The organism is Microbacterium sp. KUDC0406 (assembly GCF_021582875.1).
GTDB lineage: Bacteria > Actinomycetota > Actinomycetes > Actinomycetales > Microbacteriaceae > Microbacterium.
On sequence record NZ_CP091138.1, the window covers coordinates 290,573 to 312,911 of the forward strand.

Below are 22,339 nucleotides of genomic sequence, written 5' to 3' on the forward strand. Positions count from 1 at the left end.
GTCAGTTGGCTCCCGAGAATTCCTTGCGGCGGTTCACGATCCAGCGGGCGGCGGCGTTCACGAGGAATGTGACCACGAACAGGATGAGGCCGGTCGCGATCAGAACGTTCACGCTGACGCCGTACGCCTCGGGGAAGGTCTGCGCGATGTTCGCCGGGATGGTGTTGGGGTTCTGTGCCGTGAGCAGGCGCCAGGTGATGCCGCCCGAGGCGGACAGCACCATGGCGACGGCCATGGTCTCGCCGAGCGCGCGTCCCAGTCCCAGCATCGCGGCCGAGACGATGCCGCCACGGGCGAAGGGGAGCACCGCCATGCGGATCATCTCCCAGCGCGTGGCGCCGAGGGCCAGAGCGGCCTCCTCGTGCAGCGGCGGGGTCTGCAGGAAGATCTCGCGGCAGATCGCGGTCATGATCGGCAGCACCATCACGGCCAGCACGATCGCGGCGGTGAGGATGCTGCGCCCGGACGGGTTGCCGTCGAACAGCGGGATCCAGCCCATGTTCTGGTTCAGCCAGGTGTACACCGGCAGGGCGGCGGGCGCGAGCACCGCGATGCCCCAGATGCCGAAGACGACCGACGGCACGGCGGCGAGCAGGTCGACGATGTAGCCGAGCCCCTGTGCGAGACGACGCGGCGCGTAGTGCGAGATGAACAGGGCGACGGCGATCGACAGCGGCACCGCGAACAGCAGCGCGAGGGCAGCGGCCCAGACCGTGCCGAACGCGAGGGGGGCGACGTAGCCCCAGAAGTCCGTCTTGAGGATCGTCGCGTCCTCGGGGGTCGCGATCAGACCGGGGACGGACTGCACGACGAGGAAGACCGCGACGGCCGCCAGGGTGACGAGGATCATCGACCCGGCGAACAGGGCGCTACCGGCGAACCAGCGGTCCCCTGGCCGCTGCTTCGCGGTCTCCGCCGGTGCGGCGGCCTTCGCGGTGGTGGTCATCGAGGGCTCCTCGGGTGTGAGTCGGTCTGTGTGCCTGCGGCGGCCCGGCAGCGCAGGTGCGCTGCCGGGCCGCCGCGGTGGATCACTTGGTGACGATCAGGTCGACCGCGGCCTGGGCCTTGGTGCGCAGGTCGTCGGAGATGGGGGCGCTGCCGGATGCCTCGGCGGCGGCCTTCTGGCCGTCGGCGCTGATCGCGACGTCGAAGAACCCCTTCACCAGCGCGGCCTTGGCCGGGTCGGCGTACTCCTCGCAGCCGATCAGGTAGCTGACCAGGACGATCGGGTAGACGCCGTCCTTGTCGGAGGTGCGGTCCAGCTTGATCGCCAGGTCGCCGTCGGTGCGGCCCTCCTCGAGCGGCGACTCGTCGACGATGGCGGCGGCGGCCTCGGGCGAGTAGCCGACGAACTTGTCGCCGACCTTGACGGAGACGGTGCCGAGGTCGCCGGCGCGCGAGGCGTCCGCGTAGCCGATGGTGCCCTTGCCGCCCTCGACGGCCTGCACGACGCCCGAGGTGCCCTGGGCGGCCTCGCCGGCCTTGATCGGCCACTCCTCGACGGAGCCGTGGGTCCAGGCATCCGGAGCAGCAGCGGAGAGGTAGTCGGTGAAGTTGCCCGTGGTGCCGGACTTGTCGGCGCGGTGCACGGGGTTGATGGCCAGGTCGGGCAGCGTCGCGTCGGGGTTGGTGGCGACGATCGCCGGGTCGTTCCACTTCGTGATCGTGCCGGCGAAGATGCCGGCGAGGGCCTTCGGGTCGAGGTCGAGCTCGTCGACGCCCTCGACGTTGAAGATCACGGCGATCGGCGAGATGTAGGCCGGGACCTCGATGATCGGGGAGTCGGCGGCGCAGCCGGTGAACTCCATCGAGGACAGCTCGTCGGTCTTGAACGCGCGGTCGGAGCCGGCGAAGGCGTAGGCGCCGGCGGCGAACGACTCGCGCCCGGTGCCGGAGCCCTGCGGGTCGTAGTCGACGGTCACGTCGGGGTTCGAGGTCTGGAACGCCTTGGTCCAGGCCGAGATGGCGACTTCCTGCGAGGTCGCGCCGCCGCCGACCAGGTTGCCGCTGAGCGACGACTCCTTCGGCGCGTCCGAGGAACCGGGCGCGGCGCCCTCGTTCGCGGCACAGCCGGCGAGGGAGAGAGCGGCGATGGCGCCGACGGCGCCGATTCGAGCGATGCGGGAGATCTTCACTGTGGATCCGTTCGATCGTGGGTGGGTTTCGGGCCCGGTGCAGGGCACACAGTGACGTTAGGAGCGACGGTTAACGAGACTGTCCCGTGCGGGTGAACGGAAGGTGAACGGATGGCGGCGCCGAGAAGACGCCCCGCGTGAAATCAGACCTGCGGGTCGTGCGTCTCGATCGAGATGATCCCGGATCCGGGATTGGTCGCCGAGAGATGGACGACCGAGAACGCGCCCACCTCGAGCGCGCTCGCGCTGGCGACGTACGAGCCCTGCATGGTCGCGGTGGCGAGGGCGATCTCCGACAGGATGCCGGGAAGCACGGGCCCGTGACTGCAGATCACGGCCGCCTCGCGCAGGCGCACGCGCTTGCCGATGACACCCCGGATGTCGTCGGCGCCCGCCTCCCAGGCATCCTGGCCGATGCGGTCGGTCTTCTTCGGCTTGATGCCGAGCGCTTTGGCGAGCGGCTTCACGGTTCGCACGCAGCGCACGGCGTCGCTGGTCACGATCTTCGCCACTCCGAACGCCTGCAGCGGGCCGACGATGGCCTTGGCCTGCGCCTCGCCCCGCCCGGTGAGGGGCCGCTCGACATCGGGGCCGGCCCAGTCCGCCCGCGCGACGGCCTTCCCGTGCCGCAGCGCGATCAGCGGGAAGGTGTGCAGTACGCCGTCGTCGACGAGCCGCGCGAAGTTGTCCAGGATCTCGGTGTCCACCGGATAGCTCAGGTGCGCGCGGGCCTTCTTCAGGCTGACCCACTCGATGGCGGCGATCTCGTGGTTCGGCACGAACGTGGACGCCCTGATCGCGTCGTCTGTCGCCTCGGCGGCCCAGTAGTGCACGACCTTCTGCCGCTTGGGCTTGAGGAAGTAGCGGCTGACGCCGACCGGAACACCGAGCGACACCCGGATGCCGGTCTCCTCCTGCACCTCGCGCACCGCGGTCTCGGCGAGAGTCTCGCCGGGATCGACCTTGCCCTTGGGAAGAGTGACGTCCTGGTACTTGGTGCGGTGGATCAGCAGGATGCGCAGCTTGCCCTCGATCAGTCGCCACACGATGCATCCGGCCGCGTAGACGGCCTTGTCCGACGCCAGCGCGATCGTCGCCGGGATCATCGCACCGAACGCGGCCGCCGTCGCCGCTGGATCTGGATCATGGTCTCGTCCTGCAGGTCGGTGAGCGGATTGCCGTCGGAATCCTCGGTATGGCGCGTCCACACGCCCTCGGCGCCGAGATGCCACGAGTTCGTGCCGTCGTCCATCGCGCGGTCGAACAGCGTGATGAGCTCCTGCACGTGGGTCTCGCCGGTGACCCGCACCAGCGCTTCGACGCGGCGGTCGAGGTTGCGGTGCATCATGTCGGCGCTGCCGATGAAGACCTGCGGATCCCCGTCGTTGTGGAACGTGAAGATCCGGGAGTGCTCCAGATAGCGGCCCAGGATGCTGCGCACCGTGATGTTGTCGCTCACACCGGGCAGGTCGACGCGCAGGCTGCAGATGCCGCGCACCCAGACGTCCACCTGCACGCCGGCCTGGCTGGCGCGGTAGAGCGCGTCGATGATCTGCTCGTCGACCATCGAGTTGACCTTGATGCGGATGCGTGCGGGTCTTCCCTGCTCGGCGTTCTTCCGCTCCCGGTCGATGTGTCGCAGAAGTCCCTTGCGCAGGTGCAGCGGCGCGACGAGCAGACGCTTGAACTTCTTCTCGATCGCGTAGCCGGACAGCTCGTTGAAGAGCCGGGTGAGGTCCCTGCCGACCTGCGGGTCGGCGGTGAACAGGCCGAAGTCCTCGTAGATGCGGCTCGTCTTGGGGTTGTAGTTGCCGGTGCCGACGTGCGAGTAGTACCGCAGCACGCCGTCCTCCTCGCGGATGACCAGCGCGAGCTTGCAGTGCGTCTTCAGCCCGACCAGGCCGTACACCACGTGCACGCCCGCCTTCTCGAGCTTGCGCGCCCAGACGATGTTGTTCGCCTCGTCGAAGCGCGCCTTCACCTCGACCAGGGCCAGCACCTGCTTGCCCGCCTCTGCCGCGTCGATGAGCGCCTGCACGATGGGGCTGTCGCCCGAGGTGCGGTAGAGGGTCTGCTTGATGGCGAGCACGTGCGGGTCGCGGGCGGCCTGCTCCAGGAACGCCTGCACGCTGGTGGCGAAGGATTCGTAGGGGTGGTGCACGAGCACGTCCGCCTTGCCGATCGCTTTGAACACGTCGGGACGCTCGTTGCTGTCGCCGGGCTGGAACGCCACGGCGGTGGTCGGCACGTGCGGCGGGTACCGCAAGTCGGGCCGGTCGACGCGGGACAGGTCGAACAGCCCGCGCAGGTCGAGCGGGCCGGGCAGCCGGTAGACCTCCTGGCCCGTGATGTCGAGCTCCTTGAGCAGCAGCTCCAGGGTCACCTCGTCCATGTCGTCGGTGATCTCCAGGCGGATCGGGGGGCCGAACCGGCGCTTGAGCAGCTCGGCCTCGAGCGCCTGGATGAGGTTCTCGGACTCGTCCTCCTCGACCTCGACGTCCTCGTTGCGGGTGAGTCGGAAGGCGTGGTGGTCGAGCACCTCCATGCCCGGGAACAGGTCGCCGAGGTGATTGGCGATCAGCTCCTCGAGACGGATGAACCGCATGATCTCGCCGCTGCGGGGCACCGCGACGAAGCGCGGCAGCATCGGCGGCACCTTCAGACGCGCGAACTCCTGGCGTCCGGTGCGGGCGTTGCGGATCCGGATGGCGAGGTTGAGGGACAGGCCGGAGATGTACGGGAACGGATGCGCCGGATCGACGGCGAGCGGCATCAGCACCGGGAACACCTGGGCCTGGAAGTACTCGCCGAGCGCGTCGCGCTCGGCGTCGGTGAGATCATCCCACTCGGTGATCTCGATGCCGGAGTCGGCGAGGGCCGGCTTGACCTGCGTGGTCCACACGTCGGCGTGCCGCAGCTGCAGGGCGTGCGCCTCGGCGGAGATGTCGGCGAGCACGTCGGTGGGGGCGCGGCCGACGTTGGTCGGCACGGCGAGACCGGTGAGGATGCGGCGCTTGAGGCCGGCCACGCGGACCATGAAGAACTCGTCGAGGTTGCTCGCGAAGATCGCGAGGAAGTTCGCCCGCTCCAGCTCCGGGAGCGTCGGGTCCTCCGCCAGCTCCAGGACGCGCTGGTTGAACGCCAGCCAGCTCACCTCACGGTCGAGGTACCGATGATCGGGCAGCGATGAGTCGGGTTCCTCGATGGCGTCGAAGTCGTCGTCCTCGGCGTCGCCGAGCCCGGAGTCTGCCAGTAGGGGATCGATCATGGGTACATCCTTGCACCGACCGATGACGCGACGGTTAACGAGTGACACTCACTCGTCCGAGGCATCCTCGTCGTAGACGTTGAAGCGGTAGCCGACGTTGCGGACGGTGCCGATGACCTGCTCGGCGTCGCCGAGCTTGGCGCGCAGGCGCCGCACATGCACATCGACGGTGCGGGTGCCGCCGAAGTAGTCGTAGCCCCACACCTCGCTGAGCAGCTGCTCGCGGGTGAACACCCTGGACGGGTGCGTGGCGAGGAAGTGCAGCAGCTGGAACTCCTTGTAGGTGAGGTCCAGCGGGCGGCCGTGCAGCTTGGCCGAGTACGACTGCTCGTCGATCGTGATCCCGGATGCCTGAACGCGGACGGGCTCTGCGGATTCCGCGGCACGCCCCAGGGCGAGCCGGATCCGGGCGTCGACCTCGGCGGGGCCCGCCGAGGTCAGCAGGACGTCGTCGAATCCCCAGTCGGAGGCGATCGCCGGCATCCCGCCCTCGGTCACGACGAGCAGCAGCGGGGTGCGCTCGCCGGTGGTGCGCAGCAGTCGGCAGAGTGACTTCGACGCGGAGAGGTCGGTGCGGCCGTCCACGAGCAGCAGGTCGGCCTCCGGGGCGGTCAGCAGGTGGCCGGCATCCGCAGGATGCGGGCGCACGGAGTGGGTGAGGAACTCCAGTGCGGGCAGCACGGCGTCCGCATCGGAGGTCAGTACCAGCAACCGGGCCACCTGCCCATGCTATTCAGTCTGAGGTGAGAGGATGTGACTCATGACCGAACCAGCACTGGCGCCGCGGAACGCGTACCTCGGTGTGTACGTGGTGTGGGGCATCGCCGTCGTGGCCTCGATCGTGCTCGGCATCGTGCTCGACGAGGATGCTCGCGTGCCCTGGATGCTGGTGGCGTTCGGCATCGTCGTCCTGCTGTCCTTCGCCGTGCAGCTGTGGTTCGGCAGGGTCGAGGGATTCATCGTGCGGGTCTCCGCCAGCGTGATCGGCGCGCTGCTGATCATGGGCCTGATCTCGGTCGGCTTCGGCCTGGCCGCACTCGTCCCCGTCGCCTGACCGCCGCGCCCGCGGGCGAGACGTTAGAGTGGAGGCATGGACGTCGTCGCGCTCGAATTCTTCTTCCTCGGTCTGCTCGGCCTGGCGAGCCTCGCGATCGCATTCGTCTCGGTCGTGGTGCTGGTCAACCTGTTCCGCGGCCAGCGCTGACCGGATCGTGTTCGATCTGCCCACAGACCTTCCCGCCGACCTGGTGCCGCTCTCGTGGCTGCTCGGCGTGTGGGAGGGCACGGGCGTCATCGACTACAGCGCGGGCGAGCGGCACCTGCAGGGCGAGTTCTCGCATCGCGTCAGCTTCAGCCATGACGGCGGCCCGTTCCTGAACTACGCGGCGACCGCGTCGTTCCTCGGCGGTGGCGCTCCCGTCCCGCTGCTCGCCGAGACCGGGTTCTGGCGCCTCGGTCGCACCCAGGGCGATTCCGACCCGGGGCCGGCGCTGCTGCCCCCGACGGCAGAGGGCGGAGTGCGCACCGCCGCCGATGTCGAACAGCTTCGCACCGACCAGGGCTTCCCGCTCGAGGTGTCGCTCGTGCACTCCGACGGCGCGCTCGAGCTGTACCTCGGCCGCATCGACGGCCCGCGCATCGACATCGCCACCGACGCCGTCGTGCGCACCGCGGGTGCGAAGCCCTATGCCGCGGCGTCCCGCATGTACGGCCTGGTCGACGGGCATCTGCTCTGGGCGTGGGACATCGCGGCGTTCGGCGCGCCGCTGGCCTCGCACGCCTCCGCGAGATTGGCGAAGGTATGAACCTCGACGTGTTCGCCGCCCTGCCCGGCGCGGTCCGCGACGGCAGCACGATCGGTCACTTCGGCGACCCGATCGGCGAGCAGCGCCGCCTGGCATCCGGCTCCGCCGTCGTGCCGCTCGGCGACCGAACCGTCATCGAGGTCGCGGGGAGGACCGGCTGACCTGGCTGGACTCGATCACCTCGCAGGCGCTCACGCAGCTGCGCCCCGGTGACAGCAGCGAGCTGTTCGTGCTCGACCCGCAGGGCCGCATCGAGCACGACGCCGGCGTCTTCGAGGACGGCTCTTCGGTGTGGCTGATCGCCGACTCCGGCGATGCCGAGGGGCTGGCGACCTGCCTGCAGCGGATGGTGTTCCGCTCGCGCGCCGTGGTCACGCTGCGTCCCGAGCTCTCGCTCGTCGGCTTCGTCGACGGTGGTTCGGCCGCTGGTGCCGTCTCGGCCGACGCCCCGAACGGCGTGCCCCTGGTGTGGGCCGACCCCTGGCAGCAGGTGCAGCCGGGCGGGTTCCAGTACTCGCAGGTGGCGGAGCATCCCGGAGCCGACCTGGCATGGCGGGTCGCGATCATGTCCGATCCGTCGTCGCTCGCCGCGGGAGACGTGGCCGGGGCGCTCGCCGCCGAGGCGCTGCGCATCGCGGCGTGGCGGCCCCGCTGGGCGTTCGAGGTCGACGAGAGGTCCATCCCGCACGAGGCCGACTGGATCCGCAGCGCGGTGCACCTGAACAAGGGCTGCTACCGCGGACAGGAGACCGTCGCGAAGGTGCACAACCTCGGGCATCCGCCCCGCCGTCTCGCGCTGCTGCAGCTGGACGGCAGCGATGCGGTGCTGCCGGAACCGGGTGCGCCGGTGTTCGCCGGCGATGCCGAGGTCGGGCACGTGACCTCGTCGGCCCGGCACTATGAGGACGGCCCCATCGCGCTGGCGATCCTGTCTCGCCGAGCGCCGGTGGGCGACCTGGTCGTGCGTGCCGGCGGCGTCGACATCGCGGCCGCCCAGCAGGTGATCGTCCCGGCGGATGCCGGTGCCACCGCCGAGGTCCCGCGACTCACCCGCCTGTCCCGCCGCCCGGCCGGCCAGGACCCTCGCGGCGCCTGAGGGCGTAGCGAGGAGCGCAGCAGCACCTCCGGTCGTTGAGCCTGGATCCACCGATGGGCCCTTGGCGGGTGGGGTCGGTGTGGTCGGCGTGGGGTGATCCTGTCGCGGGCAGGGGTGGGTTCCGGGCGTCTCATCCCGGTCGTCCACTTCGTTCTCGGTCGTGCCGTCGTCGCGGCGGTGGTCAGCTTGCCGCTGATGGTGGTGGCGCGTGCGTAGTGATGAACAGCCGGTCGAACGCGCTCTGCCAGGGCCAGGCCTCGGGCAGGTGCAGGGTGATCCGGCGCGCGGACCGTGCCAGCCGTGCTGGCACTGAGATGAGGGTGCGGCGGATCGTCGCGGTCGTGGCGGTGGCGAGCCGTCCGGCGTGGTCGGCGATGAGTCCGGCAGCGCGGGTGAGGTTGAATGCGATCGTGGCGAGGACGAGCCAGGCGCTGTTGGCGGCGAAGCGGCCGGAGGGCAGGTGCGCGAGGGGGCCGTTCTTCAGGTCGGCGTGGACGTGCTCGATGATCGCGTGGGCGCGGTGGGCCCGGTCCGCGGCGATGGTGTTCAGGCGGTCGGCGGTGACGGTGGTGAAGAACGCGTGGTAGCGGAACGTGTCGAACAGAGGATCCTGGTCTGGCCTGGGGCGGTGGGCTTTCACGCGGCGCACGATGAGCCGTCCGGTGATGCCGCCGTGTTTGGCGAATGCGGTGAACCGGGTCTCGGCGACCTCCGCGTCGCTGACCATTTCGTCGGTGTCGGGGTCGAAGATCGCGTTCGGGTAGTGGATCGGTGTCCAGTCGTTCTCGGCAATGGTCGCGATCGCGGCGGTCACGGCGGGGTTGCGTTTGACGGTGACCGACACGTCGGCGCCGGCGGCGAGTGCTCGGGAGATGGTGGGGTGGCCGTAGTAGGCGGAGTCCGCGCGCATCAGCACCGGCCCGGCGGTGCCGGTGCGGTGCAGCAGAGTGAGCGCGTCGCTGAGGAGCCGGTCCGCGCCTCTGGGCGAGTTCACCTGCCCGCGGCGCAGCCGCTGGGCCAGGATCACCGGCGCCGACGAGGCTGTCGACGCGGTCACGACCGCCGCGTTCAGGCCCCGCACCCGGGAGTAGCCGATCCCGGCGCCCTGCTTGCGGGCAGAGTGCACCTCGATGACAGTGTCGTCGATATCGACGAACACGAACCCCGCGCCCGCCGGCGCGGGGATGATCGGCGCCCGCGTGGCCAGGCCGGCCAGCACGCGAGCGGCGACCGCATCGAGCTGGCGGACATGCCCGAACGTGAACGCACGCAGGAACGAACCCAACGTCGACGGCGCATACACCGAGCCGAACAGCGACCGCATGCCGCCGTGACGGAGCACGTTCATGTCGTCGATCGAGTCCGCCCCGGCAAGCATCCCCGCCACCAGCGCCATGACCTTCGCACCGGCGTTGGCGCCCTTGTCTGTCGGGACTCTCAACCGCGATTGGGTGAGCTCGTCCAGGCCCGCGGAACGCGCGAGGCGGAGCATCGGGACCAGACCCGCAGCCGACACGAGATTCGGATCATCGAACACCGCGGACACAGCGGCCGGAGCATGCTTGAATTGCATCTACGAGATGCCTCTCGCTTCGGGGAACTAGAACCTTAGACCAGCTCTATTTTCCCTGATCCGGGAGGCATTTCCGCGTTACGGCACCCACTCAACGCCCACGCTCATCGGTGGATCGAGGTTGAGCGAGGAGCGCAGCGACGAGACGAAACGCGCCAGCGTCACTCGCGCGCCAGTTCTCTGCTCGCGCTGCGCTTGTGTGCTCGCGCTGCGCTTGTGTGCTCGCGCTGCGCTTGTGCGCTCGCGCTGCGCGGATATGCGCCGCGTGAGCGAAGAACAGCAGCGCGACGTGCATCGGATGCTGCAAAGAGCAGCGCGTCCGCACCCGCGGCGCAGCCTGCCGCCCCCCGCTCGCCCGCCAGCGGATGAAAGGAGGAAAGTGCGCCTCCGCCACGCATGTCAGCGGCGAGAACCTCCTTGCACGGGCGCTTGCCGCGCTCGCTCGGAGCGCATGCGGTGGCCGCGTCGACCACCACGCCCAAAACCGCTGTCTGCAAGAAGGAAAATGCGCGTCTCGAAGCTTGTTCGACTGCGATACCCTCCTTGCGCGGGCTGCGGGCGGGCAGAGGAATGCGTGGTGCCTCGGATAGGCATCGCCGGATGCCTGACACAGTCAAGACCCGCGTCCTCTGGGACGACCTGCCCGCCGATCTGCGAGCTGAGATCGAGCACGTGCTCGGCGGCGGCGTGGTCTCGGCACAGAGCCAGGCGGGCGGGTTCTCGCCGGGCAGCGCCGATCGCGTTACGACGGCGGACGGACGCCGGGCGTTCGTGAAGACCGTGCACCGTGACCGCAACGAGGGGGCGTACGAGCTGCACCGGCGCGAGATCGACGTGATGCGACTCCTCCCTGCTGAGGTGAGCGCGCCGGCACTGCTCGGGACCGTGGTGACGGAAGACTGAGCTGTACTCGTACTCGCCGATGTCGACGGAACCCATCCCGGGCGGCTGCGGGACGGCTCGGAGCTCGTCGCCGTGCTCGACGCGTTCGCGGCATTCCCACGGCTCGACCCCTTCGCACTCGCGGCTCTGCCTGCTGCGGAGAGCGAGCTGATCGACGCGCGGGACAGCTGGCGGACGATCGACGAGCACGGGATCGAGGTGCCGCACTGGGCCGCCGCGAATCGCGGACGGCTCCGCGCAGCAGCTGAGCGGGTGCTCGATGTGGTCACCGGCGAGCATCTGCAACACTCTGACGGCCGGGCCGACAACGTGCTGATCGATGCCGACGGCTGAGCGTGGATCATCGACTGGCCGTGGGTGTCGGTGGGGGCGCGCTGGCTGGACGGGCTGTTCTATCTGCTCGACGTGCGGCTGCGCGGTGAGGCTGTCGACGTCGAGGAGCTGCTGGCGCAGCATCCGCTCTTCCAGGGTGTCGCCGAGGCCGACGTCGACTCGGTGCTTGCGGCCGTGACCGGCGGGTTCTTCGTGAAGGCGCAGTCGCCTGCGCCGCCGAACATGCCCACGTTGCGCGCGTTCCAGCATCGCGAGGCCTTCGCCGGCATGGAATGGCTTCGCGAGCGCTGGACCCTGCCTCAGAACTCGTAGGCCGGGGCGACGGTGCGCCACGGCACCGTCAGCTCGCCGAGCCGCCAGCGACGGCGGTCGTCCAGCACGGCCACGCCCTGTTCGCGCAGGGCCGTGGCCATGGCGATGAAGCGCTGTGCCGCGCCGAAGGCCGACAGAGGAGCGGCTCGCTCCCACTCCCGGTCCAGCGCGGTCAGCAGCTCGTGCACGCGTTCACCGCGGATGTTGCGGTGGATGAGCGCCTTGGGCAGTCGCTCCGCCACGATGCCCGGATGCTCGAGATCGGCGAGTCTCAATGAGATGGTGAAGCGCTGCGGGATGCCGTGCTCGTCGACCTCGATCCATGAGGCGATACGGCCGATCTCGTCGCAGGTGCCCTCGAACAGTCTCCCGCCGTGCGCGAGACGCGAGGTCATGCGGCCCCACGCGTCGGGCACCTGGGCTTCGTCGTACTGCCGCAGCACGTTCATGGCCCGGATCACCGCGGGTCGGCGATCGTCCGGCAGCGGTACCTCGAACCCGCCTCTGCCGAACGACACCGGCAGATCCGCCGGGAACGAGGTCGCTCCTGCGCGCACCTCCTCGAGCTGAGCGGATGCCGTCGCGACGCGCTCCGGGTCGAGTTCGAGCCCTCGCACCGAGGCATCCGCCCGCACCTTGCGCAGCCGGCGCGCCAGCTCGAATGCCGTGACGCCGCTCGCCCCGAATCCCAGGTCGATGACCAGCGGATCGCCCGCCCTGCGGAACGCCTCCGACGCCGCGATGGCCCGATCGTTCCGCCGCAGCCGGTTCGTCCCCGTCGTCCCCCGCGTGGGCTGCCCGATCACTCCCGCCATGGCTCCATCCTCCCAAAGCTCGCAAGTCCACAGACACCTCCACCCGCGTACCTCACCCCCGAGGGGGCGCCCCTCCGAGAAGCGTCAGTGCGCAGTGACGCTCCCGAAGCGAGCATCGGGAGGGGCCCATGAAGCGGGAGGGAACCCGCTCTGCGAGCGCAGGGAACGTCACGGAACCCGCCCAGTGATCCGGCCCCGATAAACTGCCCATATGACGCGCACCCTGATCCTGCTCCGCCACGGCCAGAGCGAATGGAACCAGCTCAACCTCTTCACCGGCTGGGTCGACGTCCGTCTCACCGAGCAGGGCAGGGCCGAGGCCCGCCGCGGCGGCGAGCTGCTGGCCGAGTCGGGTCTGCTGCCCGACGTGCTGCACACGTCCCTGCTGAGCCGGGCGATCCAGACCGCGAACATCGCGCTGGACACCGCCGACCGCCTGTGGATCCCGGTCACCCGCTCCTGGCGACTGAACGAGCGCCACTACGGCGCTCTGCAGGGCAAGGACAAGGCGCAGACGCTCGCCGAGTTCGGTCCTGAGCAGTTCCAGCTGTGGCGCCGCTCGTTCGACGTGCCGCCGCCACTGCTCGACGACGACAGCGAGTTCAGCCAGGTGAACGACCCGCGCTACGCCGGCATCGACGGCGACATTCCGCGCACCGAGTCGCTCAAGCTCGTCATCGACCGTCTGCTGCCGTACTGGGAGTCAGCGATCGTCCCCGATCTCGAGGCCGGCAAGACCGTGCTGGTCACCGCGCACGGCAACTCTCTGCGCGGCCTGGTCAAGCACCTCGAGGGCATCAGCGACGACGACATCGCCGAGCTGAACATCCCCACCGGCATCCCGCTGGTCTACGAGCTCGACGACAACAACGTCCCGACCGCCCCCGGCCGCTACCTCGACCCCGAGGCGGCCGCCGCCGGCGCCGCCGCGGTCGCCGCGCAGGGCAAGAAGTAGGGGCGGCGCAGGCTCCCTCACGACGCCGAGGCCCCTCCGGATCCACGGATCAGGAGGGGCCTCGGCGCATCGGCTCGCGCTACTGCTTCCGGTTCGCGCTGCACTCCCGGCATCCGGAGTCGCTCGCGCGGCTGTTTCGTGCGCGCGCGGCGCGTATTCGCGCAGCGCGGGCGAAGAAGAGCAGCGCGGGCGAGGAAGAGCAGCGCCGGCGAAGAAGAGTAGCGCGGAGAGGATGCGTCGCGCGGGCGTGTGCCCGTGGGTGGACGCCGAGGCTGACGCATTAGCGCTACTGGTTCCGGGTCGCGCTGCAGTTCGCGGCATCCGGGGTCGCTCGCGCGGCTGTTGCCTGCTCGCGCGGCGCGTATTCGCGTAGCGCGGGCGAACAAGAGCAGCGCGGGCGAAGAAGAGCAGCGCGAGCGAAGAACTGCAGCGCGGGCGAAGAAGAGAAGCGCGAGCGAAGAAGAGCAGCGCGGGCGGCTCGCCCGGACCGGACGGCACCGGAAGGCGGCGGGGCGGATCAGGCGTGGCCCGAGCCGGTGTCCTCCTGCTCCTGGGCCTCGGCTGCCAGGGCGATGTCCTCTTCGTCGACGGCCCAGTCACCGGTGGCGAGGTAGACGACCTTCTTCGCGACGGCCACGGCATGGTCGGCGAAGCGCTCGTGGTAGCGGCTGGCGAGCGTGGCGTCCACGGTCGCGGTCGCCTCGCCCTTCCAGTTGTCGCTGAGCACCTTCTCGAACACGCGGGCGTGCAGCTCGTCGACGTCGTCGTCCGCGTTGCGGATCGCGTCGGCCAGGCGCAGGTCCTGGGTGCGCAGCAGGTCGGCCAGTGTGCGGGAGATCTCGACGTCCAGCTCGCCCATCCTGGTGAAGGTGCCCTTCAGCCCCTTCGGGATGGCGCGCTCCGGGAAGCGCAGGCGGGCCAGCTGGGCGATGTGCTCGGCCATGTCGCCCATGCGCTCGAGCGACGCGCTCACGCGCAGCGCCGTGATGACGATGCGCAGGTCACGGGCGACCGGCTGCTGGCGGGCGAGGATCTCGATGGCGCGCTCGTCGAGCGTCACCGCCATCTCATCGATCCGCGCGTCGTCGGCGATGACCTCCTCGGCGAGGGACACGTCGCTGGTGGCGAAGGCGCGGGTGGCCTTGTCGATCGACACGGTGACGAGCTCGGCGATCTCGACCAGCTGGGCCTGGAGATCCTCGAGGGACTGGTGGAAGACTTCGCGCATTGTCCGGCGCAACCTTTCGTCGTGGGCCCGGGCTCCTGTCGCCGGGTGGGCGGCGCGCGCAACGGCTGCGGCACGCCCTGGGCGATTGTGTCCGCCGAAGGTTAACGGACGGTGCCCGGCATGTGAACAGTATGCCGTGCGCCCGCGGAAGCCCGGGCGAACGGCGGGTGACGCACTCGCGGCGGCCCTACGCTGGTGGCATGACCTCGCCGGATATCGCGCTGTTCGCCCTTGCTGTCGGCGCGATCATCGGAGCAGGTCTCGTGGTGCTGGTCGGCTGGGCGTACCGCGCCCGCGCGCAGGCGGCGGAGGAGACGTCGGCGACGGTCCCCGCCGGCACGATCGACGTGCTCGCGAGCATGGACGACGCGGCCTGTGTGCTGGATGCCTCCGGTCTGGTCCTCGCGGTCTCGCAGGCGGCCACGCGCTTCGGCATCGAGGCGGGGGCGGTGCTGGAGAACGCGGAGCTGCGCCAGCTGGTGCGCTCGGTGCGGCAGAGCGGGGGCAGTGCGACCGAGACCCTGCGCATCTCCGGCGGAGGGGTGCGGCTGGACCCGCGACTGGTCTCTGCGCGCGCGAGCGCGATGGGCGCGCAGCTCACCCTCCTCGTGATCCGCGACGTCACCGAGCGCGAGCGACTCGACCAGATGCGCAATGACTTCGTCGCCAACACCAGCCACGAGCTGAAGACCCCTGTCGGCGCGGTGAGCCTGCTCGCAGAGGCTATCGAGTCCGCGGCCGACGACCCGGAGCAGGTGCGACGCTTCGCAGGCCGCATCCAGGCTGAGGCGGGACGGCTCGGACAGCTCACCGGCCGCATCATGAGCCTGTCCCGGCTGCAGTCGTCGGACGGCCTCACCAATCTGCATCCGGTGTCCCTCGACGAGGTGATCGCCTCCTCGCTCGAGGCGCACGTCGTGCAGGCCGACTCGGCGGCCGTCGAGCTCGTGCGCGGCGGCGACCGCGGTGCATGGGTGCTCGGCGACGCGCAGATCCTGGTCGAGGCCGTCGGCAATCTCGTCGCGAACGCGATCGCGTACTCACCGCGGGGTTCGCGTGTCGGCGTCGGAGTGCGCATCGAGGACGAGGTCGTGGAGATCGCGGTGACGGATCAGGGCATCGGGATCGCCGAGGCCGACCGGGAGCGCATCTTCGAGCGCTTCTATCGCGCTGACGATGCGCGTTCCCGCCGCACCGGCGGCACCGGACTCGGCCTCTCGATCGTCAAGCACGCCACGCAGCGACATGGGGGCGAGGTGCGGCTGTGGTCGCGTCCCGGCCGCGGATCGACCTTCACCATCCGGCTGCCGCGCATCGAGGCGCCCTCTGGAGACGGAATGGGAAAGAAGAAGAAGAAGAAGCGGGCGAAGAAGGACGTCGTCACCCGCACCCCGAACGGAGAGAACGCATGACCCGCATCCTGCTCGTCGAGGACGAACCCGATCTCGCGGACCCGCTCGCGTACCTGCTGCACCGGGAGGGCTACGAGGTCGAGATCGCCGAGGACGGACCGGGCGCCCTCAGCGCGTTCCGCGAGCGCGGCGCCGACATCGTGCTGCTCGATCTGATGCTCCCCGGCATGCCGGGCACCGAGGTGTGCAAGCAGATCCGGCAGTCCTCGGCCGTGCCGATCATCATGCTGACGGCCAAGGACTCCGAGATCGACATCGTGGTGGGGCTCGAGCTCGGCGCCGATGACTACATCACCAAGCCGTACTCGTCACGGGAGCTGCTGGCGCGCATGCGCGCCGTGCTGCGCCGTGTCGTGCCGGGGGAGGACGAGCTCGACGAACGGGTGCTCGACGGCGGCCGGGTGAGCCTGGACATCGACCGGCACACCGTCACGGTGGCGGGGGAGCAGATCAACATGCCGCTGAAGGAGTTCGAGCTGCTCGAGGTGCTGATGCGAAACTCCGGGCGCGTGCTCACCCGCGGCCAGCTGATCGACCGCGTCTGGGGCAGCGACTACTTCGGCGACACGAAGACCCTCGACGTGCACATCAAGCGCATCCGCTCGCGCATCGAGGAGAACCCCTCCGAGCCGGTGATGCTGGTCACCGTGCGCGGCCTCGGGTACCGGTTCGAGGGCTGACTCCTCCGCAGACGGGAAGAGGCCGGCCGCGGAACGCGAGCCGGCCTCTTCTGCCGTGTACTGAAAGCGGGATGTCAGGATGCGGGCGTCTCGGTGGGTGCCGGCGATTCCGTCTGGAACTCCACGACGGGGGTCGGCTCGGGGCGGGCACCAGGTCGGAGTAGTACGGCAGGGTGCCGTCGAGGACGGGCACGTCCGCGGTCCGTCCGGAGGAGTCGCCGGACTGGAAGAGGACCTCGGCGTTCGCGCCGGGCTGCACGTTGAGGTCGTCGATGCGCAGGGGCTCCTCGTCGGCGCCGAGGCTGACTCGCTCGCCGGCGGGAACGTCGACCTCGAACGGCTCATGGCCCTCGAGGGAGATCGTGATGGTCTCGTCATCGGCCGTGTCGTTGACGAGGCCCGCGACGAAGTTGCCGGTGGAGCCATCCTCGGTGGCGACGATCATGGCGTTGCGCACCTTGACCGGGCCGGCGTCGTTGCTGACGTTGACGCCGTCGGAGGGCGAGTAGGGGATCTCGGTCGCCTGATCGGTGATGAAGGTGCATCCGGTGGTGCCGAGCAGCGCGACCGCGCCGAGCGCGATGGACGCCAGAAGGCGCGGGGCGATGGACGCAGCAGGGCGCGATTTCACGGATCCTCCAGAGGTGCGATCGATGGGCCGCGACAAGTCTAGTGGGTGCACGCGGTCCGCCGTGGCTGCGTCGCCGAGAGGCAGCGGCGGCGAACCTTAGTACATATCCGTTGTGGTATCCTGGAGGTTGCCGAAAGGACACGTTTTTATGCTTTTTGAGGTTGGCGAAACCGTCGTCTACCCGCACCACGGGGCCGCGACGATCATCGAGGTCAAAGACCGTGTGATCAAGGGCGAGACGAAGAAGTATCTGAAGCTCAACGTCACCCAGGGCGATCTCATCATCGAGGTTCCGGCCGAGAACGTCGACCTGGTCGGCGTGCGCGACGTGATCGGCAAGGAGGGCCTCGACCACGTGTTCGAGGTGCTGCGTGCGCCGTTCACGGAGGAGCCGACCAACTGGTCGCGCCGTTACAAGGCGAACCTCGAGAAGCTCGCCTCCGGCGATGTCATCAAGGTCAGCGAGGTCGTCCGAGACCTGTGGCGCCGCGATCAGGACCGCGGTCTGTCGGCCGGTGAGAAGCGGATGCTGGCGAAGGCCCGTCAGATCCTCATCTCCGAGCTGGCCCTCGCCGAGAAGATCGACGAGGACAAGGCCGGCGAGCTGCTCGACGAGGTGCTCGCCTCCTGAGCCGAACAGGCTTCCGAGTTCACGAGGGAGGGCGGATGCTGCGGCATCCGCCCTCCCTCGTCTTGTCGGGCGCCCCTCAGATCGATCGCTGATAGCGGCGGATGGAGCGCACCGCCCAGAGGAAGGCGAGCACGGCGAGGGCCAGCAGCCCGCCGGCCTGCCACCACGCGGCATCCGGGTAGACGCCGGTCAGCGCACCGCGCCCGAGTTCGACCGCCCAGGTCATCGGGTTCCAGCGCGACACGTTCTGCACCCACTCGGGCATCAGCGCGGCGGGCATCATCGTTGTGGACAGGAACGTCGCCGGCAGCACGATGAGCTGGGAGAGGCTGATCAGCGCGATCTGGCTTCTCGAGGTGAGGGCGACGGCCGCCGAGGCGCCGCAGAAGATCGCCGCGAGCATCGTGGCGACGACGACCGCTGCGATGACGCCGGCAGCGCCACCGGGATAACGGGCGCCGGCCAGCCAGCCGATGCCGAGCACGACCAGGGACTGCATCAGGTTGACCACCAGCTGCTGCGCGAGCTGACCGGCGATGATCGCCGATCGCGACAGGGGCGATGTCAGGTACTGGTCCATGACGCCGGAGGCGATGTCGTCGATGAAGCCGGTGCCTGCCCACGCGCCCGCGTAGAGCACGGTCATCATGAGGATGCCCGGCACCAGGTAGCCGATGTAGCCGGCATCGCCGAACTGCGGGAGCGCACCGAGGGCGTGGAACACCTGGCCGAACAGCACGATCCAGATGACCGGCTGGATGAGGCTCATCACAGGGCCCCAGGCCTGCCGGAGCGAGACGATGGACCACCGCCGGAACACCTGGCCGGCCTGTGCCGGCCAGCCGATGCGAGCCGGAACGAGGGAGATGGCGTTCATGCCGCTGCTCCTTCCTGGAGGGTGATGTCGTCGCCGAAGGAATGCCCGACGAAGTGCAGGTACACGTCGTCGAGCGTGGGGTGGGAGGCCGAGACCTGGCCATAGCGGATGCCTGCGGCATCCAGCGCCGAGATCACGGCGCCGACCGCGGTGGAGGCGTCCTCCACCCGGGCGATGAGCTGACCGTCGACACCGGAGGTCTCGACGATCGCGTCGGACCCGAGCGACGGGATGCGGGCGATCGCGGCCCGCACGGCGTCGGCGTCGGGCTCGATCAGCGCGACCCTCAGCGAGTCGCCGTGCAGCGCGGCCTTCAGCGAGTCCGGGGCGCCCTGCGCCACGGCCCTGCCGCGATCGACGAGGAGGATCTCGTCGGCGAGCCGATCGGCCTCCTCCATGTAGTGCGTGGTGAGGACGACGGTGAGGGCGTCGTGCGCTGACAGTCGGCGGATCTCCGTCCACATCGTCGCCCGCGCCTCCGGGTCGAGGCCGGTGGTCGGCTCGTCCAGGAACAGCACGCGCGGCCGGTGCACGAGGGCGGCGGCGACGTCGAGCCGGCGGCGCATGCCGCCGGAGAAGGTGCGCACCGGCCGGCCGGCGGCATCCGCCAGACCGAAGTCGTCGAGAAGCTGGGCGGTGCGGGCGACGGCGTCGCCTCTGGACGAGCCCCGCATCCGCGCCGCGATCTCGAGGTTCTCCGTGGCGGTGAGGTTCGGATCCGTACCGGTGCCCTGCGACACATAGCCGATGGCGGCGCGCACCGCCCCGGGGTCGGTCCGCACGTCATGTCCGGCGACGGTTGCGTGCCCGGAGGTCGGGCGCGACAGAGTGGTGAGGATCTTGGTGGTGGTGGACTTGCCGGCGCCGTTGGGGCCGAGCAGGCCGAAGACGCGGCCGGCCGGCACGACGAATCCGAGTCCGTCCAGTGCGCGGACCGTCGTACGGCGTCGGCGGCCCGGATAGACCTTGACGAGGTCCTCGGCGACGATCGCCGAGCTGTTCTCGGGCATGACGAGACATCCCTTCCTGTTCTGAGGGTTCTGAGGGTCCTGAGGGAGGTGCCGAGTTCTGGCGGTGCTACCGGTCGCTGCGCGAGCCGAACAGCATCCTCGCCAGGAGGAGCATCATGGCGGCGAAGCCGCCGACGAAGGCGAGCGGGGCCCACCACCATCCGACCGTGAACACCAGCACGGCGATGACCGCGAAGGTGACGATCCAGATCACGGCGGTGTAGATGCCGAACCGCGCGGCGGTCTCGGGCTCCTGCTCGAAGCGGTTCGGAGGCATGTCGGAGTATGCGGCCCGCGTCCACGCCTTGTGGCGGTTCGTCTGGGTGGCGCCGAGGAAGGCGAACAGGATGATCGAGGCGATCCCCCTGAGGCGCCGAACACCACGCACCACACCGGCAGGGACTGCAGCACGACGAGCCCGATGAAGCCGAGGCCGTAGAGCCCCAGGAAGCTCGCGAGGGCGTATGAGGCGGCGCGATTCTGCGGCATCGGATGGTTCGTCGTCGTCTCCTGCGAGAGCGAGTCGCCGACGAGGAGCCCCACGCCGGTCGCGGCGACGCCGAGCAGCCCGATGATCGGGCCCGCGGGCAGGGGGAGCGCGCCGGTCGCGCCGAGGACCGACAGCGTGACTCCGATCACGACCAGGGCCGACCAGAGGACGGCGCGCACGATGAAGCCGGGCTTCGGGCGCACCCTGTTCCGCTGGGCGATCGCGATGTAGTCGGGCGTCGTGACGCCTCGGCCCGAGTCGGTGCTGGCGTCCTCGAGCAGGTCGCGCACGTCGCCGAGGTCGGAGATGGCGCGCCGTGCGGCCTCGTCGGGGGAGGTGCCCGTTGCGGTGAGCTCGTCGACCTGGGCGACGAGGTTGGCGCGGATCTCCTCCTTCAGGTCCTGGGCGGCGGGGGTCATCTCGACGCCGGCGAAGGCCTCGTCGAGCAGGCGGTGGATGTCGGTGTTCATCGGTCGTTGTCCTTCACGTCGAGCAGGGAGTCGATGATGCGGCGGGTGGCGACCCAGGCCGCGACGTTGCCGCGGTAGACCGCGCGGCCGGCGTCGGTGATCCGGTAGTACTTGCGGCGGCCGCCCTGCGTCTCGTCGCCCCAGTAGGACTCGACGAGCCCGTCCTTCTCGAGGCGGCGGTACGTCGCGTAGAGGGTGGCTTCCTTGATCTCGTGGTCGCCGCCTGTGGCGTCGCGGATGCTCTTGTAGATCTCGAAGCCATAGCGATCGCCGTCGCGCAGCACCCCGAGCACGATCGTGTCGGTGTGCCCGCGCAGCAGGTCGGCCGCGAACGCATCTTCTCTTGCCATGTCAAGTACTGTATCACATCAAGTACTCGATAAGGCAAGGAATCTGCGCAGTCCGATGTGCGCCGGTAACGTGAGAGCGTGACACTGCAGCCGGTACCGGACACCGCGATCATCGTCGTCGCCGCAGGCTCGGGAACCCGCCTGGGCGCCGACGCGCCCAAGGCCCTGGTCGGCATCGATGAGCGCACCATCCTGCGCCATGCCCTCGACGGCGTCTTCTCCGCCGCACCCATGCAGGTCGTCGTCGTCGCCCCCGCCGGATACGAGGGGGTGGCTGAGACGGTGCTGCACGCAGCGGCCGGCGACCGCGCAGACCTGGGGCGTGTGGTGACCGGCGGCGACACACGACAGGGCTCCGTCGCCCGCGGACTCGCCGCGCTGTGGGGCGATGTGAGCACCGTGCTCGTGCACGACGCGGCGAGGGCGCTCACGCCCGCAGCCCTGATCGACGCCGTCGCGCGGGCCGTGCGGGACGGCGGGGCGGATGCCGGCGTCATCCCGGCCCTTCCGGTGGTGGACACCCTGAAGCGGGTCGAGGCGGCGGACGTCGTCGACGCGGTGGACCGCAGCGCCCTGGCCTCGGCCCAGACGCCGCAGGGATTCCGCCGTGAGCCGCTCGAGGCCGCCTACGCCGTGGCGCTCGCGGCCGGTGCCGAGTACACCGACGACGCCGCGCTGTACGCCGCGGCAGGGCATCCCGTGCGGCACATCCCCGGTTCGGAACGGGCCTTCAAGATCACCGTGCCGGCTGATCTGGAGCGCGCGCGGCACCTGCTGGCGGGCGCTCCGGCAGCACGGACGCCGCCCCCGCCGTCCTCGTCCGGCCTGCCCCGCATCGGCGTGGGCACCGACGTGCACGCCTTCGGCGGCGAGGGGAACCTCTGGCTCGCCGGGCTCGAATGGCCGGGCGAGCAGCCGCTCTCCGGGCACTCGGACGGCGACGCCGTCGCACACGCGATCGTCGACGCACTGCTCGCGGCTGCCGGACTCGGCGACATCGGCGAGCACTTCGGCACCGCGCATCCGGAATACGCCGGTGCGCACGCCGACGTCTTCCTCGCCCGCACTCGGGAGCTGCTCGGCGCGGCCGGATTCGTGATCGGCAACGTCTCTGTGCAGTTCCAGGGGAACCGGCCGCGGTTCAGCCCGCGCCGCGCAGAGGCGGAGCGGGCGCTGTCCGCCGCGCTCGGCGGCGCGCCGGTGGCCGTGGCCGCCACGACCACCGACGGCCTGGGGTTCCCCGGACGTGGCGAGGGCGTCGCCGTGACCGCCGTTGCGCTGGTGGTCCCGTACCCCGGTCGTTGAGCGAGGGAGCGCAGCGACCGAGACGAAACGCCTTCAGCTGACCGTGGACCGTTTCGTCTC

The 22,339-nt window shown here is 70.0% G+C and carries 24 protein-coding genes and 1 pseudogene; 11 read left to right on the top strand and 14 right to left on the bottom strand.

Going from position 1 to position 22,339, the window contains the following annotated elements:
- Window position 1: 1 nt before the first annotated feature.
- From pstC to L2X99_RS01560, 5 genes are all read right to left on the bottom strand, one after another.
- A complete protein-coding gene (gene pstC / locus L2X99_RS01540) occupies window positions 2–946 on the bottom strand; it encodes a phosphate ABC transporter permease subunit PstC (RefSeq protein ID WP_236135545.1) in 945 nt (314 codons plus the stop codon).
- 82 nt (window positions 947–1,028) lie between these two features.
- Complete coding sequence (gene pstS / locus L2X99_RS01545; protein ID WP_236125352.1) at window positions 1,029–2,135, bottom strand: phosphate ABC transporter substrate-binding protein PstS; 1,107 nt, start codon at window positions 2,133–2,135, stop codon at window positions 1,029–1,031.
- Between the two features lie 143 nt (window positions 2,136–2,278).
- Window positions 2,279–3,241: an NUDIX hydrolase gene (locus L2X99_RS01550; protein WP_236125351.1), complete on the bottom strand. Its 963-nt coding sequence runs from the start codon at window positions 3,239–3,241 to the stop codon at window positions 2,279–2,281.
- Window positions 3,238–5,403, bottom strand: coding sequence for an RNA degradosome polyphosphate kinase (locus L2X99_RS01555; RefSeq protein ID WP_236125350.1), 2,166 nt, complete (start codon window positions 5,401–5,403; stop codon window positions 3,238–3,240). The genes L2X99_RS01550 and L2X99_RS01555 overlap by 4 nt, the downstream gene beginning before the upstream one ends.
- Before the next feature lie 48 nt (window positions 5,404–5,451).
- Complete coding sequence (locus L2X99_RS01560) at window positions 5,452–6,123, bottom strand: winged helix-turn-helix transcriptional regulator (protein WP_236125349.1); 672 nt, start codon at window positions 6,121–6,123, stop codon at window positions 5,452–5,454.
- A gap of 40 nt (window positions 6,124–6,163) precedes the next feature.
- Between L2X99_RS01560 and L2X99_RS01565 the strand changes: the two genes are divergently transcribed.
- The 3 genes and pseudogenes from L2X99_RS01565 (at window position 6,164) to ygfZ (ending at window position 8,304) form a co-directional block, all read left to right on the top strand.
- Entirely contained in the window at window positions 6,164–6,457 is a 294-nt protein-coding gene (locus L2X99_RS01565) for a hypothetical protein (protein WP_236125348.1), read from the top strand.
- A gap of 157 nt (window positions 6,458–6,614) precedes the next feature.
- A complete protein-coding gene (locus L2X99_RS01570; RefSeq protein ID WP_236125347.1) occupies window positions 6,615–7,208 on the top strand; it encodes an FABP family protein in 594 nt (197 codons plus the stop codon).
- Window positions 7,205–8,304: pseudogene (gene ygfZ / locus L2X99_RS01575) on the top strand (CAF17-like 4Fe-4S cluster assembly/insertion protein YgfZ). The gene L2X99_RS01570 and the pseudogene ygfZ overlap by 4 nt, the downstream one beginning before the upstream one ends.
- 181 nt (window positions 8,305–8,485) lie before the next feature.
- Here the strand turns inward: ygfZ and L2X99_RS01580 are convergent.
- On the bottom strand, window positions 8,486–9,877 hold the full coding sequence (locus L2X99_RS01580; protein WP_236125346.1) for an IS1380 family transposase: 1,392 nt from the start codon (window positions 9,875–9,877) through the stop codon (window positions 8,486–8,488).
- 600 nt (window positions 9,878–10,477) lie between these two features.
- On the opposite strand from L2X99_RS01580, the gene L2X99_RS01585 reads away from it, so the two are divergent.
- From L2X99_RS01585 to L2X99_RS01595, 3 genes are all read left to right on the top strand, one after another.
- Window positions 10,478–10,780, top strand: a complete 303-nt coding sequence (locus L2X99_RS01585; protein ID WP_236125345.1) for a hypothetical protein — start codon at window positions 10,478–10,480, stop codon at window positions 10,778–10,780.
- A 72-nt stretch (window positions 10,781–10,852) separates the two neighbouring features.
- Window positions 10,853–11,113 (top strand): hypothetical protein, encoded by a 261-nt coding sequence (locus L2X99_RS01590; protein ID WP_236125344.1) that lies wholly within the window; start codon window positions 10,853–10,855, stop codon window positions 11,111–11,113.
- A gap of 24 nt (window positions 11,114–11,137) precedes the next feature.
- Window positions 11,138–11,425: a hypothetical protein gene (locus tag L2X99_RS01595; protein WP_236125343.1), complete on the top strand. Its 288-nt coding sequence runs from the start codon at window positions 11,138–11,140 to the stop codon at window positions 11,423–11,425.
- Here L2X99_RS01595 and L2X99_RS01600 read toward each other — a convergent pair.
- Window positions 11,413–12,240: a class I SAM-dependent methyltransferase gene (locus L2X99_RS01600; protein ID WP_236135546.1), complete on the bottom strand. Its 828-nt coding sequence runs from the start codon at window positions 12,238–12,240 to the stop codon at window positions 11,413–11,415. The genes L2X99_RS01595 and L2X99_RS01600 overlap by 13 nt on opposite strands.
- A gap of 211 nt (window positions 12,241–12,451) precedes the next feature.
- On the opposite strand from L2X99_RS01600, the gene L2X99_RS01605 reads away from it, so the two are divergent.
- A complete protein-coding gene (locus tag L2X99_RS01605) occupies window positions 12,452–13,195 on the top strand; it encodes a phosphoglyceromutase (protein WP_236125341.1) in 744 nt (247 codons plus the stop codon).
- 517 nt (window positions 13,196–13,712) lie between these two features.
- Here the strand turns inward: L2X99_RS01605 and phoU are convergent.
- Window positions 13,713–14,423 carry a phosphate signaling complex protein PhoU gene (gene phoU / locus L2X99_RS01610; protein WP_236125340.1) on the bottom strand — a complete coding sequence of 237 codons (711 nt, stop codon included), beginning with the start codon at window positions 14,421–14,423 and terminating at the stop codon, window positions 13,713–13,715.
- 200 nt (window positions 14,424–14,623) lie between these two features.
- On the opposite strand from phoU, the gene L2X99_RS01615 reads away from it, so the two are divergent.
- Together L2X99_RS01615 and L2X99_RS01620 are read left to right on the top strand one after the other, a co-directional pair.
- The gene (locus L2X99_RS01615; protein WP_236135547.1) at window positions 14,624–15,835 is read left to right on the top strand and encodes a sensor histidine kinase; all 1,212 of its coding nucleotides are present in this window, start codon (window positions 14,624–14,626) and stop codon (window positions 15,833–15,835) included.
- On the top strand, window positions 15,832–16,515 hold the full coding sequence (locus tag L2X99_RS01620) for a response regulator transcription factor (RefSeq protein WP_236125338.1): 684 nt from the start codon (window positions 15,832–15,834) through the stop codon (window positions 16,513–16,515). The genes L2X99_RS01615 and L2X99_RS01620 overlap by 4 nt, the downstream gene beginning before the upstream one ends.
- On the opposite strand, the gene L2X99_RS01625 is transcribed toward L2X99_RS01620, so the two are convergent.
- A complete protein-coding gene (locus L2X99_RS01625) occupies window positions 16,478–17,146 on the bottom strand; it encodes a DNA modification methylase (RefSeq protein ID WP_236135548.1) in 669 nt (222 codons plus the stop codon). The genes L2X99_RS01620 and L2X99_RS01625 overlap by 38 nt on opposite strands.
- Before the next feature lie 148 nt (window positions 17,147–17,294).
- Between L2X99_RS01625 and L2X99_RS01630 the strand changes: the two genes are divergently transcribed.
- Window positions 17,295–17,777 (top strand): CarD family transcriptional regulator, encoded by a 483-nt coding sequence (locus L2X99_RS01630; protein WP_116241884.1) that lies wholly within the window; start codon window positions 17,295–17,297, stop codon window positions 17,775–17,777.
- A 76-nt stretch (window positions 17,778–17,853) separates the two neighbouring features.
- Here the strand turns inward: L2X99_RS01630 and L2X99_RS01635 are convergent, their stop codons facing one another.
- From L2X99_RS01635 to L2X99_RS01655, 5 genes are all read right to left on the bottom strand, one after another.
- The gene (locus tag L2X99_RS01635; RefSeq protein ID WP_236125336.1) at window positions 17,854–18,654 is read right to left on the bottom strand and encodes an ABC transporter permease; all 801 of its coding nucleotides are present in this window, start codon (window positions 18,652–18,654) and stop codon (window positions 17,854–17,856) included.
- Entirely contained in the window at window positions 18,651–19,664 is a 1,014-nt protein-coding gene (locus tag L2X99_RS01640; RefSeq protein ID WP_236125335.1) for an ABC transporter ATP-binding protein, read from the bottom strand. The genes L2X99_RS01635 and L2X99_RS01640 overlap by 4 nt, the downstream gene beginning before the upstream one ends.
- A 67-nt stretch (window positions 19,665–19,731) precedes the next feature.
- On the bottom strand, window positions 19,732–19,941 hold the full coding sequence (locus tag L2X99_RS01645) for a hypothetical protein (protein WP_236125334.1): 210 nt from the start codon (window positions 19,939–19,941) through the stop codon (window positions 19,732–19,734).
- On the bottom strand, window positions 19,875–20,624 hold the full coding sequence (locus L2X99_RS01650; RefSeq protein WP_236135549.1) for a permease prefix domain 1-containing protein: 750 nt from the start codon (window positions 20,622–20,624) through the stop codon (window positions 19,875–19,877). The genes L2X99_RS01645 and L2X99_RS01650 overlap by 67 nt, the downstream gene beginning before the upstream one ends.
- Window positions 20,621–20,974, bottom strand: coding sequence for a PadR family transcriptional regulator (locus L2X99_RS01655; protein WP_236125332.1), 354 nt, complete (start codon window positions 20,972–20,974; stop codon window positions 20,621–20,623). Before L2X99_RS01655 ends, L2X99_RS01650 begins: the two co-directional genes overlap by 4 nt.
- Window positions 20,975–21,052: 78 nt before the next feature.
- On the opposite strand from L2X99_RS01655, the gene ispD reads away from it, so the two are divergent.
- Complete coding sequence (ispD, locus tag L2X99_RS01660) at window positions 21,053–22,279, top strand: 2-C-methyl-D-erythritol 4-phosphate cytidylyltransferase (protein WP_236125331.1); 1,227 nt, start codon at window positions 21,053–21,055, stop codon at window positions 22,277–22,279.
- Window positions 22,280–22,339 lie beyond the last annotated feature (60 nt).